This window comes from Haloarcula amylolytica JCM 13557 (genome assembly GCF_000336615.1).
GTDB lineage: Archaea > Halobacteriota > Halobacteria > Halobacteriales > Haloarculaceae > Haloarcula > Haloarcula amylolytica.
Map to the genome: position 1 here is coordinate 1 of NZ_AOLW01000023.1, position 15,171 is coordinate 15,171.

General features: G+C 65.0%; 10 protein-coding genes and 1 pseudogene. 4 read left to right on the forward strand and 7 right to left on the reverse strand.

Annotation, left to right across the window (positions count from 1 at the left end):
• A partial coding sequence (locus C442_RS11930; RefSeq protein WP_008310769.1) for a helical backbone metal receptor occupies positions 1-708 on the reverse strand: 708 nt, incomplete at its 3' end.
• 58 nt (positions 709-766) lie between these two features.
• Here C442_RS11930 and btuC point away from each other — a divergent pair.
• The 3 genes from btuC to C442_RS11945 are packed head-to-tail and all read left to right on the forward strand — an operon-like array spanning position 767 to position 5,614.
• Positions 767-1,837, forward strand: coding sequence for a vitamin B12 ABC transporter permease BtuC (btuC, locus tag C442_RS11935; protein WP_008310771.1), 1,071 nt, complete (start codon positions 767-769; stop codon positions 1,835-1,837).
• Entirely contained in the window at positions 1,834-3,105 is a 1,272-nt protein-coding gene (locus C442_RS11940) for an ATP-binding cassette domain-containing protein (protein WP_008310772.1), read from the forward strand. The genes btuC and C442_RS11940 overlap by 4 nt, the downstream gene beginning before the upstream one ends.
• A gap of 40 nt (positions 3,106-3,145) precedes the next feature.
• Positions 3,146-5,614 carry a DEAD/DEAH box helicase gene (locus C442_RS11945; RefSeq protein WP_008310774.1) on the forward strand — a complete coding sequence of 823 codons (2,469 nt, stop codon included), beginning with the start codon at positions 3,146-3,148 and terminating at the stop codon, positions 5,612-5,614.
• A 26-nt stretch (positions 5,615-5,640) separates the two neighbouring features.
• On the opposite strand, the gene C442_RS11950 is transcribed toward C442_RS11945, so the two are convergent.
• From C442_RS11950 to C442_RS11965, 4 genes are all read right to left on the reverse strand, one after another.
• On the reverse strand, positions 5,641-6,828 hold the full coding sequence (locus C442_RS11950; RefSeq protein WP_049942964.1) for a sensor histidine kinase: 1,188 nt from the start codon (positions 6,826-6,828) through the stop codon (positions 5,641-5,643).
• 134 nt (positions 6,829-6,962) lie between these two features.
• Positions 6,963-8,063: an AI-2E family transporter gene (locus C442_RS11955; protein ID WP_008310778.1), complete on the reverse strand. Its 1,101-nt coding sequence runs from the start codon at positions 8,061-8,063 to the stop codon at positions 6,963-6,965.
• Between the two features lie 88 nt (positions 8,064-8,151).
• The gene (locus tag C442_RS11960; RefSeq protein ID WP_008310780.1) at positions 8,152-9,027 is read right to left on the reverse strand and encodes a mechanosensitive ion channel family protein; all 876 of its coding nucleotides are present in this window, start codon (positions 9,025-9,027) and stop codon (positions 8,152-8,154) included.
• Positions 9,028-9,358: 331 nt separating this feature from the next.
• On the reverse strand, positions 9,359-9,772 hold the full coding sequence (locus C442_RS11965) for an Lrp/AsnC family transcriptional regulator (protein ID WP_008310783.1): 414 nt from the start codon (positions 9,770-9,772) through the stop codon (positions 9,359-9,361).
• A 102-nt stretch (positions 9,773-9,874) separates the two neighbouring features.
• Between C442_RS11965 and carA the strand changes: the two genes are divergently transcribed.
• The gene (gene carA, locus C442_RS11970) at positions 9,875-10,921 is read left to right on the forward strand and encodes a glutamine-hydrolyzing carbamoyl-phosphate synthase small subunit (RefSeq protein WP_008310784.1); all 1,047 of its coding nucleotides are present in this window, start codon (positions 9,875-9,877) and stop codon (positions 10,919-10,921) included.
• Between the two features lie 282 nt (positions 10,922-11,203).
• Here the strand turns inward: carA and C442_RS11975 are convergent, their stop codons facing one another.
• Together C442_RS11975 and C442_RS23080 are read right to left on the reverse strand one after the other, a co-directional pair.
• Positions 11,204-11,830, reverse strand: a complete 627-nt coding sequence (locus tag C442_RS11975; protein WP_008310786.1) for a hypothetical protein — start codon at positions 11,828-11,830, stop codon at positions 11,204-11,206.
• A gap of 225 nt (positions 11,831-12,055) precedes the next feature.
• Positions 12,056-15,094, reverse strand: a pseudogene (locus tag C442_RS23080) (PAS domain S-box protein).
• Between the last annotated feature and the right edge of the window lie 77 nt (positions 15,095-15,171).

The window sequence follows — 15,171 nt, forward strand, 5'->3', positions numbered from 1 at the left end:
GATGTGTATAAGAGACAGGAGCTGTGGGTACTGGGTGTGGTTGCGGGCCGCGACGTTCTCCGCGCCCGCGAGTTCGATGAGCGACGTGACGAAGGTATTGTTCGCCGCCACGTACCCCCCGCCAAGTGGGTACAGCGCCGTCGGTCGGTCTTCGGCGTCCGCGGTGACCTGCCGAACGGCGTCGACGTTCGCGTCCATCCAGGCGTTCGCTTCGCTCGCGCCTTCGCAGTTACCGGTCAGCCGACCGATAGTCGCCGTCTTCGCTCGAATATCCTCAATAGTTGTCGCAGCGGGGAGGTGATACACTGTGAGCCCGGCCTGCCGGAGCGGTGCCACGTCACCGGCGCTGGCGTTCGGCGCGATCACCAGGTCCGGGTTCGTGCCGACGACACGCTCGACGTTGACGCCGAAGCTCGCTGAGACGTTCGTTCGGCTCTCAGCACCGTCGAGATAGCCCGCATACTGTGTGAGTCCGACGACCTGAGAGCGGCCGCCGATCTCCCACATCGTCTGGGCGGCCGAGGGATTGGTCGTCGTCACCCGTTCCGGGCGCTCCTCGATAGTGACCTCGGTCCCGGTCGCGTCAGTCATCGTTACGGGAAACGAGCAGTCGTCCGCCTGCGTGTCGGCCGTTGCTGCGGCCGGAGCGACACCCGCGAACGAGCCGACGAGCAGGACAAAGACGCAGACGAGAGAAAGTCGTCGCATGCCCTATGCGGGTGTCAGGAGCAATAAATACTTATCTACTGCAACTGGGCTTTCATACATGCGTTTCGCGGGTCGGACCGTCGGGTGGTCGGTGGGACTCGTCGCCGTCCTCTGTGCCGTGGTGACGACGAGCGCCGGCATCGGTCCGGTGTGGATTCCGCCCGGAGTCGTCGGGAAAGTGCTGCTCAACGCCGTCGTCGTCCCGACGGGTATCTCGGTCTCCGGCCCCGCCGTCGACGTGACCACGGCCCATGTGTTTTCCTACGCCGTGAGCGACCTCCAGACACAGATCGTGATGCAGGTCCGGCTCCCACGGATACTGCTGGGCGCGGTTGTCGGCTTCTCGCTCGCCGCCGCGGGGACGATCATGCAGGGGATCTTCCGGAACCCGATGGCCGACCCCTCTATTATCGGCGTCTCCTCCGGCGCGGCGGTCGGCGCGGTCGGCTTCATCGTCGCGCCGGTCGTGATCCCGTTCGGACTCGGCCTCCGCGGCGCGGCCTTCGTGGGTGCGCTGGTCGCGGCCTTCGGCGTCTATCTCATCGCGACGCGAAACGGCCGCACGCCGGTCGCGACGCTGTTGCTGGCCGGCGTGGCGATACAGACGTTTCTCGGCGCGGTCGTCTCCTTCCTGTTGCTCCACAGCGGCGAGAGCATCCGCCGGGCGCTGTACTGGCTGATGGGCCATCTCAAGGGCGCGTCGTGGCCCGAAGTGACCAGCAGCGTCGTGCTCGTCGCCATCCCGTTCGTCGTGTTGCTCGCCTACGCACGCGATCTGAACGTCATGCTGCTCGGCGAGGAGGACGCTCAGAGCCTCGGTATCGAGGTCGAACGGACCAAGCGGGTCCTGCTCGCGCTGTCGGCAGTCATCACGGCGGCGGGCGTCGCCGTCGCCGGCATCGTCGGCTTCGTCGGCCTCATCGTCCCCCATGTGATGCGGCTTCTCGTCGGCCCGGACCACCGGATACTCCTCCCGACAGCGGCGCTCGCCGGCGCGTCGTTCCTCGTGGCGACGGACACGCTGGCACGCTCGGGCAGCGCCGAGGTCCCGGTCGGCATCGTCACCGCCGTCCTCGGCGCGCCGTTCTTCCTGTATTTGCTCCGGAAGCGGGAGGTACACGAGCTATGAGCGAGCAGCCCGCAGCCGACGACACGAACCCGGGACAGGACCGCACTGGACCGATGCTCGACGTGTCCGACCTCGCGGTGTCCTTCGGCGGTCAGTCGGTCGTCTCGGGTGTCGATTTCAGCGTCGACCGGGGCTCGCTCGTCGGTCTCGTCGGCCCCAACGGCGCGGGCAAGACGACCGTCCTGCGGACAATCAAGGGGACGCTCGACCCGGACATCGGAACGGTTCGCGTCGACGGCGAACCCATCCACAGGAAGTCCGCGAAAGCGGTGAGCCGCCTCGTTGCGAGCACGCCACAGGGCACTGCGCTGTCGTTCGACTTCAGCGTCAGACAGACCGTGGAGATGGGCCGGACACCGCATCTCGGCCGGTTCGACCGTATGGACGAGGCCGACCGGCGCGCCGTCGAGACGGCGATGGAGCGCGCGAGCGTCACCCAGTTCGCCGACCGGCCGTTCACCTCGCTCTCGGGCGGCGAGCGCCAGCGGGTCCTCCTCGCCCGGGCGCTTGCACAGGAAACGCCGGTCCTCCTGCTCGACGAGCCGACGGCGAGCCTCGACATCAACCACGCCGTCCGCACGCTCGAACTGGTCCGAGCGCTCGTCGACGACGGGAAGACGGCCGTCGCCGCGATACACGACCTCAATCTGGCCGCCCGGTACTGCGACGAACTGGTGTTGCTCGCCGGCGGCGGTATCCGCGCCGCGGGCCGCCCCGCGGACGTGCTCACGAGCGACACGCTCGGTGACGCCTTCGACGCGGAGACGCTGGTGACGACCCAGCCCGGCACCGACGCACCGCTCGTGACGCCGCTGCCCGAGCAGGAGTCGGTCGCCCGTCGCGTCCACGTCGTCGGAACCGGCAAGCCGGCGGCAGCCGCCGTTTCAAAACTCGTCGGGGCTGGCTGCCGGGTCAGCATCGGCGTCGTCCCCGCCGGAGATATGGCCGCCGAGCGGGCGGCAGACCTCGACTGCGAGGCGGTCACGGTCCCGGCCTTCGCCGGTATCGACGACCCAGCCCGACAGCACGCCGTCGACCTCGCCAGTGCCGCTGATGCCGTCGTGGTAGCGGGCGAAACCGGTGATGGAAACAGCACGGTTCTCGAAGCCGGCAACGCCCGACTCGCCGTCGAGACAGATGAGAGCGCTCCCGCGAGCAACGCTCGCGACACCGTGCCGCTGACTGCGCTCCCTGCGGCAGTCGCGTCCCTCCCATCCGCGGAGGAACGCGACGCGACACGGCTGCCCGCGCAGTCCACGACTGACTGAAAACAGCAACACCGATACTTCTCGTCCACGTACCCCGCCCGTGGACGACACGATCGCGTGGCTCCGGGACCGTCCGTACTACGAGGGACAGATCGTCGACCAGCGGACGATACCCGGTCAGGACGCGAAAACCGCGGACTGTGAGGTGACTGACCGCCTCGCCAGCGTTCTCGACGACCAGGGCATCACGGACCTCTACGCTCATCAGGTGGACGCAATCGAAGCGGTTCGGTCCGGTGACAACGTCGTCCTCGCGACCGAGACGGCCAGCGGCAAGAGCCTCGCCTACACCGTGCCGGCGTTCGAGCGGGCGCTGGACCGACGGGCCACGACGCTGTATATCGCGCCACAGGTCGCGCTCATCAACGACCAGACCGAGACGCTATCGGAACTGGCCCAGGGGCTCGGCTTCGCCTCCGGGGTCTCCGTCGCCCAGTACACCGGTCGGCAGTCGAAATCCGAGAAGGAGGCCATCCGGGAGCGCCAGCCCACCGTGTTGCTGACGACGCCGGACATGCTCCACTACGGCATCCTCCCCCACGCCCACCGGCTGTGGGACTGGTTCTTCCAGCGCCTCGAAACCGTCGTCATCGACGAGGTGCACGGCTACCGGGGCGTGTTCGGCAGCCACGTCTCGCTGGTGATGCGTCGCCTCCAGCGGGTCGCCGAGCGGTTCGACGCCGGCGGCGATAGCAGCGAAAGCAACGGCAGCAGAGGCGACAGCGCAACAGCGGGCGGCCCGGAGTGGGTCTGCTGCTCGGCGACCATCGGCAATCCGGTCGAACACGCGGCGGCCGTCACCGGCCAGCCCGAGCAGTCGTTCGCGCTGGTCGACGAGGACGCCAGCGCCAGCGGGCCGCGCCACTGGCTGCTGTGGAACCCGCCGGAGTACGAGGGCGACGGCTGGGGGAGCGGCCGCCGGAAGTCGAATCACGTCGAGACGAAACAGCTGTTCGTGGACCTCGTCGAGCGGGGCCTCCAGACGGTCGTCTTCGCCGGGTCGCGCCAGACCGCCGAGCGGTACGCCAGCGACAGCGCGGATGAACTCCGGAGCCGCGGCGAGCACGCCCTTGCCGACAGCGTCGGCGCGTACCAGGCCGCGCTGACCGACGACCGCCGACGCGAACTGGAGCAGGGCCTCCAATCGGGAGACCTGCGGGGCGTCTGGTCGACCAGCGCGCTCGAACTGGGCGTCGACGTGGGCGGCTTAGACGCCGTGTTGCTGGACGGCTACCCGGGAACGCGGATGCGGGCCTTCCAGCAGGCCGGACGGGCCGGTCGCGGCACCGACCCCGCGCTGGTCGCGCTGGTCGGCGGCGAGGACCAACTGGACCAGTATGTCCTGCGCAATCCTGACGCGCTGTTCGAGACGGGGGCCGAGCAGGCCGTGACCAACCCCGAAAACGAGCAACTGCTTCCGGATCACGTCCATGCGGCCGCCTGCGAGAACTGGCTCTCGCCGACCGACGACCGCTACTTCGGCGAGACGTTCCCCGACGTGGTCGCTGACCTCGAATCAGCCGGAAAGCTCGACCGACGCCAGACCGACCAGGGGATGCGCTGGCTCGGCAACGGCAGCCCCCACCACGACATGAACCTGCGGACCGTCGACGACGGCGAAGTGAAACTCGTGGCGAACGGCGACGTGATAGCGAAGCTCTCCGTCGAAGACGCGCTGCGGGACGCTCATCCCGGCGCGATCTATCACCACCAGGGCCGGCGCTACGAGGTGACTGACCTCGACCTCGATGCGGGCGTCGCCGAACTCGACCGGACGTGGGCCGACTACTTCACCCGCGTCCTGCACGACAAGACCATCACCGTCGAGGCGGACCTGGCGGAGCGGCGACTGCCGACCCGCGAGGACGTGCCGGTCCGGTTCGCGTCCGTGACGATGCGCAAGCAGATCACCGGCTACGAGCGCCGCGACGGCTCCTCCGGGGAGGTACTCGGCCAGCGTTCGCTCGACCTGCCCGAGACCACACTGGAGACGAAGGCGCTGTACCATACGGTGCCGTCGGACCTGGAGAGCGAGATACGGCAGGGAGCGTACGGAGCCGAAAGCGACTCCGGTGGCGAGAGCGAGAGCGGAAACGATGGTGGAGGCAGTAGCGGCGGTCAGCCCGGCAATGCAGCGCCCGACGGCGGCGGCGAGCCTGGCGACTTCCCGGGAGCCATCCACGCCGCCGAGCACGCCATGATTTCGATGTTCCCCTTCGAGTACCTCTGTGACCGCGGCGACATCGGCGGGCTATCGACGCCGCGTCATCCCCACACCGGCGAGCCGACCATCTTCATCTACGACGGCTACCCCGGCGGCATCGGCCTGACACGAGCCGGCTACCACGACATCGGGCCGCTGATGGACACCACGCTGTCGATGCTGACTTCGTGTGACTGCGCCGACGGCTGTCCGGCCTGCGTGCAGTCGCCCCACTGCGGGAACGCGAACGACCCGCTCGACAAACACGGCGCGATACATCTACTGGACGGGCTGGTAGCGCAGTAGCGTGACCGCCCGGTGGAAAAACCGCCTCAGGAGCCGTCCGTTGCCGTCAACAGCGTAACCCCGACTACCGTCCCCGTCGGCTCGTTGTCCTCAACCCACACGTCGCCGCCGTACGCGTCGACCAGCGTTCGGACGAGGTAGAGGCCGACCCCGGTACCGTCACTGTCCGGGCGTTTCTCCCCGCGCTCGAACACCGCCTGTTTCTGCTCGTCCGGGATTCCCGGTCCGTCGTCGGCGACAGTGACGTGGACCACGTCACCGTCGTCGATCACGTCGACGACAACCGACGGTGTTGCCGAGTCGTTGTGCTGGACGGCGTTGGTCAGGACGTTCCGAAACACGGAGGACAGGAGTTCGTCGGCTTGTATCCGTATCGACGAGTACTCGTCCGGGACGGTGACCTGTGCGTCGCTGTACGTCGCTGTGATATCCTCGGTCACCGAGGACAGTACTGGTCCAAGCGCCACCGGCTCGGTCTCCCAGTCCGTCTGTCGCATTACCGTCGCGAGATCCCCAGCCGTCTCAAGCAGTTCCGCGGCTGCCTGGCTACTTTCCCGAATCCCGTCGACGTGTTCCAAAGCGTCGCCGCTGCACTGGTCCCGGAGCAGTTCCGCCCGGCCGCTGATGGTCTGTAAGTGGTTCGTGAGGTCGTGGCGGACGATCTGGTTCAGCAGGTCGAGGTTGTCGCGCTGCCGTTTCAGCTCCTGCTCGCGCTCGATCCGTTCGAGGGTCGAGAGCACGTTCTTCCCGAGGATGTCGGCCAACTGCGTCTCCCGCTCGGTCGGTTCGGATCGCTCATCCGTCCCGGCTGTCAAGAGCCCGTACTCCGCGAGTGGGACAGTAATACCGCCGTGGAGTGGCGCGTCGGACGCCGCTTTCTCTTCATCAACGAGGACCCGCTGCGTCTCGTCACTCTCGTAGTGGTCCCACAGCCAACTCCCGCGCTCGTGTCGCAGTACCTGTCCCGGATCATCCGGAACCTCGACGTGCTCTCGAAGCGGGTCAGAGATCGCCTCTGCTTTGAGCCCGCTATCAGTTGCCTCCCAGAAGACACTGAACGGGAAGTCGAGAATCGCTGTCGCAGTCTCGACAGCGGTAGTCGCGACTTCGGACTGGTCCTCGGCAGTCATCAGCCGTCGCGTCGCCACGTACAACTCCCCGATCTGGTCGTCCGGAGCCACCGGACAGGAGGGGAAATCGGAGTCCATCCCCATTTTCACCTAGTTAAATTGACCTGAATATAAATGTTCGTCTCGTGTGTGACAGAGACACACCCCGGCGCGGCCGTCGAGACCTGTCCCTCGCAAACCGCCCATTTGCGTTCGATTTCCGGCCCCGATCACAGCGGCTAGCTGAAGTCTTCTAGTCGTAACTGATCGGGGTGGATACCGTCCGGTTCGCTCGCGCCGAGCAGACGAGGGAGTGCTGTGTTCGCGAACGTCATGCCGACGACGAGCAGTATCGGGGCGAAAAAGAGCCCGTAGAACCCCAGCACGACGGGGCCGAGCGTGTACGCGAGCATCAGGAGTCCGACGTGCGTGCTCTCGCCGCTGAGCAGCGGCCGAAGCAGCAGGTCCGGAATCGTGTCGACGACGACCACCGCGACGAGGAGGAATCCGAGCACGTACGCGAGCAGCGAAGACTGCCCGTCGAGCACCACCGGGAGCGCGGTGAAACCGGTCAACGGGAGGTAGATTATTTTCATCCCAACGACGGGAATCAAGCTCGCGATACCGGTCAGCGCGCCGGCGAGCGTCGGATACGGGACCTCGACAGCCGCCGGCGCTACGACGTTATAGCCGGTGAACGCGGCGATGGCGATGAGCGAAATCGCCAACACGTTCAGGAGATTGCCGAACAGTACCGCTTCCAGTTCCTCGTCGACAGCTTCGAGGTACTCGCGGATGATAGCACCGTCGTCGAACCGGAGCAACCACTCACGAATGCGCCGCCCGTCCACCAGAAGGTAGTACGTGACGATGGTCGTGATGAACAGATTGAGCACGAACTGGGAGGCGACCGAGGTAAGCACCATCGCGTTCTCGCTGAGGAAGTCGACGAACGGCGAGAGCTGTCCCGACTGGTAGGCGCTGTACAGCCCCTCGACGGTGAGGTCCGGCACGGACTCCGCGCCGTCAAGCCAACTGACGTGCGTCGCGGCCACGTCGACGAGCGCGTACTGGGTGACGAACTGCCGGGCTTCGACAATGAGGAGGACGGCCGCATAGCTGACGAGCAATAGGAGCGGAATCGCCAGCGATGCCATGACGATGACCGCACGCACCCGCGCTGGAAGGCGGAGCCTGCGCAGGGAACTGTAGTACCGTCGCGTCGAATAATAGAGGAACACGGAGACGGTCAGCGCCGCGATGAACTGATATGCGAGTACGCCGACCACCACCGCGACAGCGAGGCCGAAGAGGGCAACGACGAAGCGCTTCTCGTTCATATACGTACCAGATTATGAACAGTTATAAATATACGGGCGCTGGGAACCTCGCAGACAACGCGGGGCCGGACACGGTCCCGAGCGGTGGCTACTCGGTTCGCTCGTGCGCCGGCCCGACGCTGTCGTGGACGCCGATGTCGCCGGAGAGTTCGTGCTGGCTCGTGTCGCTGAGATCGATGCCCTCGGCGCGGCAGTCGGTCTGTACCTGCTGGATGAACGCAGCCCTGACTGACGCGAGTCGGTTCCGCCGTTCGTTGGGGATCCAGATCCGGCCTGTCAGGATGACCGCCGTCGACGCGAGGTCGCTGACTCTAGCTGTCGGAGCCGGCTTCTCCGAGACGTGGTCGAGGTCGCGGGCGGCGTTCTCGATGATGGCCTGCGCGGTTTCGATGTCGTCGTCGTAGCCGATACCGAACTGATAGGAAATTCCGATAGGCCCAGTCGAGGTCTGGTTCGTCACCGCACTCGTCGCCAGCGCCGTGTTCGGGACGATGATGCGCTCGTTGTCCAACGTCCGAATCCGGGTTACCCGCAGGTCGATGTCGACCACTGTGCCCTGCATCCCGTTCCAGGCGATAGTGTCGCCGACGTTCAGGTCCGGGTCCGTCACGATGAACGCGCCGGCGACGAAGTTCCCGAGGACGTCCTGTGCCGCCAGCCCCACCGCAAGCGTGATGCCCGCCGCCAGCAGGGTCGACCCCGCGAGTGCACCCCGGAAGCCCGCGACGCTAGCGCCGATGACCACCGCGAGGATGACCGAGATTAGGTGGACGGCGCTGGTCAGCGCACTGGCGACTGTCTTGTTAGTCTCGGTTCGTGACAGCAGCCATCGGACTGCTGGCACGACGACTAGCCGGCCGATAGCGTAGAGGAGCGCCGCGACGGCGAGGAACTGCGCCCCGTCTATCGCGAGTTGTCCGTACGCCGAGACGATGTCGGTATCCAGGCCCACCGGGAACTGCATACCGTCTGTCGTAGCCCAACGGACATGAAATCAGGGTGTCACGTCGGTGCTGGTGGGGACCACGGCTCCGCCTGCTGTTCGGAAGTCCGGGGACCTTGACCATAGGGGAGGGGCCCTTGCTCACGGTTCCTGTCGTCACCGTTCACATAAAACGAGGCCTCTCACTCCGTTCGAGCCCTCGCTGCTCACGGTCCCTGTCGTCACCGTTCACATAAAACGAGGCCTCTCACTCCGTTCGAGCCCTCGCTGCTCACCCGACGCGCTCGTTCAAAATCAACCTCACTCGGCGAATTCCGATTCACCGAGTTGGCTCGCGCGGCGGTGCCGCGCGTTACCCAACTCGTTCGTTCAAAATTAGCCTCGTCTTCGTCCCCACAACTTCCTCCAACTCACGCGCCTGCGTGATGAGCCCGTTGACTGCGTCGGTGTCGGCGGCGTCGACGACGACGACGATATCCTCCTCGCCGGAGACTTGCCACACGAAATCGACCTGCTGCCAGTCAGCGATGCGGTCCGAAACCTCGGCCGTGTCGACGTTGACATCGACGCTGACCTCGATCATCGCTTTCACGTTGCCGGTCCGCGTCGCGACAGTGAAGCGTTCGATAACACCGTCCTCGACCAGTCGTTCGACGCGGTTTCGCACGGTCCCTTCCGACGTGCCGACCCGGTCCGCGATCTCAGTATACGGGGTTCGGGCGTCCCGGCGGAGTATCGAGAGTATCTCTCTGTCGAGGTCGTCCATCGAGATGTGACAGTATCACCGGCCGTGACTTGAGGATTACGAAATTCGAAACTCGTCTTCGAAAGCAACCCTTATGGCCGACTATAGTGTACGCATCTCGTAATGGCTGACGCATACGTGGCAATCGAGGGCGACCGCGTCATCGAGGCGCGCGCTCGCGCTCCGGGCACCGCCCGTGGCGAACTGGTCTTTACAACAGCGTACACCGGGTACGAGGAGAGCCTCACCGACCCGTCCTACGAGGAGCAGGTCCTGACGTTCTCCTACCCGCTCATCGGGAACTACGGCGTCCGAGAGGAGCGCTTCGAGTCGGACCGCGTCCACCCGCGTGCGGCCGTCGCTCGCGAGATGACCGACGACGTAGCCGAATGGCTCGAATCGGAAGGCATCCCGGCCGTCGACCACCTCGACACGCGCGATATCGTGACCGAAATCCGTGACGAAGGGGCGATGAAATGCGGGATCGCCGCTGGCCCGGACGTGACCGAGCAGGACGCGCTCGACGCGCTCCACGAGTGCAAGCACATGTCCGACCACACCGACATCGGCGCGCAGGTCTCTGTCGACGACGTAGAGGTCCACAACGAGGGCGGCGACGGTGCAACGGTCGCGCTGGTCGACTGTGGCGCGAAAGGCTCCATCGCCGAGTCACTCGTCGAACGCGACGCCGAGGTTCACGTCTTCCCATACGACGCCAGCGAGGACGACGTGGCCGCCGTCGCCCCAGACCTGCTGTTCATCTCGAACGGCCCCGGCGACCCCGAGAACTTCGAGCAGGCCGGCGAACTCGTCGAGACCTACGTCGGCGACGTGCCGCTCGCGGGCATCTGTCTCGGCCAGCAGGTCGTCGCCAACGCGCTCGGCGGCGAAACCGAGAAGATGGAGTTCGGCCACCGCGGCGTCAACCAGCCTGTTCGTGACCTGCGCTCCAATCAGGTCGTGATGACGACCCAGAACCACGGCTACACCGTCGCCGACCCCGGCGACAAACTCGACGTGACCCAGGTCAACGTCAACGACGACACGCCGGAAGGGCTGGAAAACGACGACCTGAACATCATCACGCGCCAGTACCACCCCGAGGCCAACCCCGGCCCGCACGATTCGCTCGGCTTCTTCGATGATGTGCTAGGGATGGCGGGGGAGTAGGGAGAGCCCGAGCGTAGCGAGGGGTCTCCGGACACCCGAACGGTGAGTGGTAACGAACCGTGAGGAGAGCGAGGGGCGCGACTGAAAGGAGCGGCCCTCGGAATTGCGAGCGGCGACGGTAGGAGCCGTGAGCAGGGAGAGCCCGACCGTAGGGAGGGGTCCCCGGGCTTCCGAGCGAGGGCTCGAACGGAGTGAGAGGCCTCGTTTTATGCGAACGGTGAGCGATAGCGAACCGTGAGCGGCGCGGTTCGGAGCGAGCGTAGCGAGTGAGAACCGGGTAATTCAGTCGCTGTCGTCGTCGATTGGCTGCCCGCGATAGTACGTCGTCTGGTCGCTGTCAGTAGTTTCGGTCGTGGTATCCTGCGGCGCGACGGGGCGGCCGCGGTACATGACCCGGTTGGCGGTGTCGTCGCCGTCGATGGCGTCCGGGCTGTCCTGCTGATGGTTTTCGATGAACTCGGCGGCCGCGTTCAGGGTTGTCTTGTCGGTCTTGCGGTGCACCCAGCAGTGATACATCTTCCGTGGGGTGCGGAGCGCGAGGCGGTGCGCACGGAACCCAGTCTTGGTGGTAACGTCGGCAACCGCCTCGTGTGGGACCTCGATGACTTCGTCGTCCTCGTCTTTCCCGATGAGGCAGAGCGTCCGGCGGCCGGTAATCAGAATGACCGTCCGACGGTCGCCGACCGGCGAATCAGTCTTGCGTTTCGTCCCGCGCCCGATGCCGCGCTTCCCGTTGGTCAGGAGATACGCCGGGGCTTCCGCGCCGTCGAGGTACGTCAGCGGAGGGTTGTTCAGTGGTGGTGACTCGGAGAACCGGCTCTCGTGTCCGGCGAGGACTGCCGTCGTTACCGAGCTACCGGGAGCCATCTCCGCAACTGTCTCCGCCCGCTCGGTGACGTCTTCTATCATCGGCTTCCCGGAGCGGCGACAGCGATTGCAACGCGATCCATACAGCTAGTGCCACAGCCCCGGAAATGAGTGTTACGAACGTGCCATTATTGACCCAGAACAGGACAGATAGGCACCAATATATGAATATTGATTATCTATAGCCAGTATATCGGTGCGATAGTACAGAGTTGTAATGGTGGAGGGGAGGGCGTTCACGGCGAGCAGTCATCACACCCCCACGGCTCAGAACTCCTGTCTGACGCCGCTGAACTCGAACCGTGCGCCGCCAGCCTCGCTCTCGGTCACGGATACCGACCAGTCGTGTGCCGCCGCGATCTCCTTGACGATAGCGAGCCCGAACCCGGTGCCACCGTCAGTGGTGGTGTAACCGCTCTCAAACACCGTTTCGTGTTGTTCAGCCGGGATACCGCCGCCGTCATCGGCGACGTAAAAGCCCGAATCGGTGAGATCACCGACCTCGACAGTGACGGCCGGGCCGCCGTGTGTCACGGCGTTGTTGATGAGGTTCTCGAGGAGTTGGCGAACGCGGCTCTCGTCGGCGTAGATCGTGCTCTCGGCAGTGACTTCGAGAGTGGCATCAGACGTCTCGACGGCATGCCAGCAGGACAGCGCAGTCGATTCGAGGTCGAGCGGCTCCGTTTCGGAGACCGTGTCCCCCTCACGGGCCAGAGTCAGCAGGTCCTCGATGAGTTCCTTCATGCGGTCGATGGCACGGAAACAGCGGTCGAACTGCTCGTCGTTGCCGGTGTCTCTGGCGAGGGCGAGCGAGCCTTCGAGGACGCTGAGCGGGTTCCGGAGGTCGTGGCTGACGATGCTCGCGAACTCTTCGAGCCGGTCGTTCTGCCGCTCCAGTTGCTCGCGGTACTCGATGCGGTCGGAGATATCCCGGGAGATAGCAACGAGTCGGTCGATCTCCCCGTCAGCGAAGATCGGTGTCACCTGTGTCTCCCAGACGCCGGTCGGGTGGAGGTCCCGCTCCTCGAACGTGATGGTTTCGCCGGCCGAGACACACCGCTCGTAGTGGTCGGCGATTCGACGGCCGGTGTCCGGGCTGGCAGCCTCGATTGGGGTCTGACCTGTCAGTGACTCGGTTTCGAATCCGCTCTGTCGTTCGTAGGCCTCGTTCGTCCGGACGTAGCGGAACGTCGGATCGTCCGCCGGGTCCTCGATGTCGACGAGCGCGATGGCGTCGTTCGTGTTCTCGAACACCGCCTCGTACTCGTCGGTGAGGCGGGCCAACTCCCGCTCGCGCCGTTTCTGTTCGGTGATGTCGGTCGCAACGACACAGAGGGCGTACGGCTCGCCGTCCTCGTCGAGTATCGGCGTCTTCCGCGTCAGATGTGTCCGCTCCGTCCCGTCGACAGGAATCACTGTCTCGACTTCGACGGTCTCTCTCTGTTCGAGGGCCCGCTGATCGTCGGCGTGGGTCTGCTCCGCGATGTGATCCGGAAGAATATCGTAATCGCTCATGCCGACGACGGACTCGTCAGCGTCGACCCCGTAGAGCTCACGGGCCGCGCTGTTGATGAAGAGAAAGCGACTGTCGGTGTCTTTCATCAGGATGTACGTCGGCGCTGTATCGAGAATGACCTGCAGTTTGCGGCTCGTGTCTTCGAGGGCCTGTTTCCGTTCTTTGTGGTCGGTCACGTCCTGATGGATCCCCACCGCACGTACCGGGTCGCCGTTCTCGTCGCGTTCGAACACCTTGCCGATGTCGCGGATCCATCGGTAGTCGCCGGTATCCGTCTTGAGCCGGTGGTCGNAGCCCGCTCAGAGATGTGTATAAGAGACAGCCGTCTCACCATCGAAGTGGGCGTTCAGTGCTTCGTAGGTCCGCTCGCGGTCTTCGGGGTGGATCAGTTCGTCCCAGGTGTCTGCCGACGGCTCGAGTTCGTCGAGCGAGTAGCCGAGCATATCGGCCCAGCGCTCGTCGAAGGTGACCTCGTCCGTCTTGACGTTCCAGTCCCAGACGCCGAGTTCGGCACCTTCAAGCGCGAGTTCGTGGCGTTCCGTGAGCGTTCTGAGCTCTTGCTGCCGGTCGAGTCTGGAAAGCGCCTCTTCGGTGTTGGCAGCGAGAGTCCGCATCAGTGAGATCGATGCGTCCTCGAATGCATCGGCATCGGTCGATGCGGCGATCAGCACGCCGTGGTCGCCCAGTGGGATCAGAATCTCGCTGCTGATGTCGGTGTCGGGGTTGTAGCGGCCGGGGTTAGTGGAGACATCGTCGAAGACGCGCAGTTCGCCGGATTCGAACACCTCCCAGACGAGGCTGTCGCCCTCGCGAAACGTCGGGTGCTCGTCGATGATCGCCTGTGCCTGGTCGGTCACTGCAGTCGGTCTGAGAGCGTCGGCCGACTCGTCGGCGAGAAAGACAGCGCTGAGCGGCAGCCCGAGCAGGTCGCGTGCGGTTTCGACGACCAGTTCGGCGACAGCCTCGCGTGACTCAGCGTGCATCAGCTTCCGGGTCGTGTCGTGCAGCGCCTCGATACGCTGCTGTCGCTGCCGGCGCTCCGTTATCTCCCGAAACTGTGAGAAGATCGCGACGGTCTCCCCGTCTTCTCGGATGGTGCGGTTGTGCCACTCACAGACGATCTGCTCGCCGTCGCCGGTCTCGATATCGAGCACGGTATAGTAGCCACCGCTGGCTTCCTGTAGGGCCGTGATCGTCTCTTCGACCGCATCCAGCGCCGAGTCCGGAACGAGCGTCTCGAACTCCTTGCCGACGAGGTCCGCTTCCCCACGCCGGAGAATCTCCTCGCCTTTCTCGTTGACCTGAACCACCTCGAAGCTCTCGTCCCATTCGATGACGCCGAGCGGTGACTTATCGATAAACAGCGAGAGCCGCTTCCGGCTCGCATCCAGTGCCCGCTGTGACCGGTACTGCTCGACCGCGTTGGCGATGCGGTTGGCCAGAATCGTGTACTGGTCAGTGCCTTGCTGCTTCTGGAGGTAGTCCGTCACACCGGCCGAAATCGCCTCGCTGGCCACTTCCTCGGAGCCTTTCCCGGTAAAGAGAATGAACGGGAGGTCTTCGTCGACGGCCCGGACGGATTCCAGAAACTCGATGCCGTCTTGGCCGGGCATATCGAAATCCGAGACGACGCAGTCGATGGGCTCCTCGCTGAGCCGGGTGAGCCCCTCGCTCGCCGATGTTGCCGAAATCACGTCGAAGCGGTCGTCGGTACGGCTGAGAAACGCCGCCGTCATCGACGCGAACTCGGGGTCGTCCTCGACGTGTAGGACACGTACTGCATCGGCCATGGAGAGTATATGAGCGTGTCCAACGAATAAGTATTTGTGCCGATCTGTTCGAGTGACAGGAATCGGTGCCGCCGCGG